4 protein-coding genes and 1 pseudogene are annotated in these 2,256 nt (G+C 58.2%); 1 reads left to right on the top strand and 4 read right to left on the bottom strand.

Translation table 11 applies throughout. The features are described 5' to 3' along the window. Positions 1–1,027: oxalate/formate MFS antiporter (gene oxlT, locus WB528_RS18815; protein WP_423889903.1), on the top strand; the 1,027-nt coding region annotated here is incomplete at its 5' end. A 45-nt stretch (positions 1,028–1,072) separates the two neighbouring features. Here oxlT and WB528_RS18810 read toward each other — a convergent pair. The 4 genes and pseudogenes from WB528_RS18810 to WB528_RS18795 form a co-directional block, all read right to left on the bottom strand. Beyond that, on the bottom strand, positions 1,073–1,321 hold the full coding sequence (locus WB528_RS18810) for a hypothetical protein (protein ID WP_423889902.1): 249 nt from the start codon (positions 1,319–1,321) through the stop codon (positions 1,073–1,075). A gap of 144 nt (positions 1,322–1,465) precedes the next feature. After that, the gene (locus WB528_RS18805) at positions 1,466–1,600 is read right to left on the bottom strand and encodes a hypothetical protein (RefSeq protein WP_423889901.1); all 135 of its coding nucleotides are present in this window, start codon (positions 1,598–1,600) and stop codon (positions 1,466–1,468) included. A gap of 150 nt (positions 1,601–1,750) precedes the next feature. Then, positions 1,751–1,951, bottom strand: a complete 201-nt coding sequence (locus WB528_RS18800; protein WP_423889900.1) for a hypothetical protein — start codon at positions 1,949–1,951, stop codon at positions 1,751–1,753. A 184-nt stretch (positions 1,952–2,135) separates the two neighbouring features. Then, positions 2,136–2,256 (bottom strand): annotated as a pseudogene (locus WB528_RS18795) (transglutaminase family protein); the annotation flags it as partial.

Raw genomic sequence — 2,256 nt, 5'->3', positions numbered from 1 at the left:
CTACGGACTGCGTCCGGTCATTATTCTCGGTGGATTTGCAGCCGGCCTCTCCTGGATTATCAACTCTGCCGCCACTGTGCTCCCGGGTTTCTATTTCGGCGCCTTGATCGGAGGCATTGCAGCCGGTTGCGTCAATGCGTGTGCCGTGAACAGCGCCTTGAAGTGGTTTCCGGATCGGCGGGGACTTGCGGTTGGTATCATGGCTGCCGGCTATGGGTCAGGCACCTTACTTACCGTTCTACCGATCGCCAGCATGATCGAAACAAGCGGATATGCCCACGCTTTCTTCGTCTATGGTTTGATTCAGGGGATCATCATTATTGCGGCAGGCTGGTTTATGCGCTCGCCAGACCCCGGTCAGGTAACATATTCGACGATCGTTCAGCAGTCACGCCGCGACTTCACACTGGTCGAAGCGCTACGGACGCCGGTTCTCTGGGTCATGATGGTCATGTTTGCCTGCGTTGCCACCGGCGGCCTGATGGCGGTGGCGCAACTCAGCCTGATCGCTCAGGACTTCGGCATCAAGGATATACCCGTCGATCTTGGTCTGTTCAGCATGGCCGCTTTGCCCTTTGCCCTGATCGTTGATCGCATTACGAACGGGATCTCCCGTCCGCTGTTCGGCTGGATTTCCGATCACATCGGACGCGAGACGACGATGCTCCTCGCCTTCTCTCTGGAAGCTGCTGGAGTTCTGGCGCTGGCGACGTTCGGCAGGCACCCTGTCGTTTTCATTGCGCTCAGCGGCCTGGTTTTTCTCGCTTGGGGCGAGATTTACAGCCTGTTTGGAGCGACGATCGGTGATGCCTTTGGCACACTGCACATCGGGAAGATTTACGGTGTTCTATTTCTCTCAGCAGGCTTTGCTTCGTTCTTCGTCCCGATTGCCAATTTGATCATGTCTGCCACCGGAACATGGACGACGGTCTTTTATATCGTCGCTGCGATGGACCTGGTTGCGGCCCTGGCGGCATTCTTCGTACTCAAGCCACTGTTGTCCCGGCATTACAGGCAGTCCGCATGAACCGACAGGTGGACCGGGCAGGGCGCATCCGTTTGACCGTCCGCATCAACAGCCGCGGCAGATATTCTTCAGCTTGGCTGCGGTTCGCGCGTCTTCCTCGATGAGCGGGTCTTTGTAGGCAGCGCGCGATGCGTCGGATCCGACCAAGGCCGGCTTGTCCTTTTTCGGAAGCGACGCCGCATCGTAACAAGCCAGCCGCTCGCCTGCCGCTTGGATCGCGCGACAGTCCGGTCCAGCGGCACGCGCGCCTTGCGCGCATGCGCAGAGCGTCAACAGGATGATAATCGTTTTCATTCAAATTCCTTTGCGGACAATATAACCCTGTTGGCTTGGGCGAAGGGATATCTCAATCCAGTGCCCAATGGCGCAGCACTCGCAGACGAGACACGTTCGAATGCGTCTGGATAGCGCGTCGAATCCCGACGTTGTCCGGTGTCGTTATTTCTTCTTCCCGGAAGCGAAGCTCGGCTGCCACGCGGCGGTCTTCTGGCTCGGCGCCGCGGCAATTGTCTTGATCTTCTCTTTCTTGGGTTTCTTGGCTTCCCGATTGCCTTTTTGCTCGCCTTTGGCCATGTCGCTCTCCCGGAGTTCTTCGATACTGACCGGATGCAGATGTCTTTGACGGTGTGGCCCGATCAGTAACGCGCGATTGTGCGCGCTTTGGCGGCGAATAGCCATGGATTAGTTGTTCGGTCCGCCTGTCTCGAAATTGGCGACACAGGCTCAAGGCGCGGGCAGGGTAGGTTCCTCCGCGTTGATGGCGCGCTCCAGCGCGTCGATCACCATCTGAGTCTCGAGGAATTTGTTGCGTGCTCGCTCCGCCTTATCTCGGTCGAAGGGCGCCGCCAGCACCTTCACATGCGCGTCCCGTTCCTCGATCATGCGTTCGCGGGCTTTCTTAAGTGTTTCCAGCCGTTCGTTCATGGAGGCTCCATTTGCTCTCAGGCCACCCTAGCGGCCGGGATCTTGGTTGAAGGTATCGCTCGTCAGACCGGCGGTTTTCCATCGCCTGTGCGACGAACGACACGGCGGCTGCAATCGCAGCCCATGCCGCCTGTTTGCGTATGAGCGGAAATGGCTTCCGGCCTTATCGTGAAAGAACTCGCGATTATACGACCTCATCGGTCCAGACCGTGAAGCTGACCAGCGTGTTTGGTCCGAATGTCTGGGTAATTGGAACGTCGGCAGCGTCGCGGCCCTGGGCAATCAGGATACGGCCGATTCGCGGA

Origin of the sequence: Bradyrhizobium sp. (assembly GCF_049586575.1) — a bacterium.
Classification (GTDB): Bacteria; Pseudomonadota; Alphaproteobacteria; order Rhizobiales; family Xanthobacteraceae; genus Bradyrhizobium.
This window is presented reverse-complemented; position numbering and strand designations above follow the sequence as displayed.

Excerpts from the sequence above, each read along its gene's own strand:
- WB528_RS18810 (WP_423889902.1), bottom strand. The coding sequence starts at position 1,321 with ATGAAAACGATTATCATCCTGTTGACGCTCTGCGCATGCGCGCAAGGC.
- WB528_RS18805 (WP_423889901.1), bottom strand. The coding sequence starts at position 1,600 with ATGGCCAAAGGCGAGCAAAAAGGCAATCGGGAAGCCAAGAAACCCAAG.
- WB528_RS18800 (WP_423889900.1), bottom strand. The coding sequence starts at position 1,951 with ATGAACGAACGGCTGGAAACACTTAAGAAAGCCCGCGAACGCATGATC.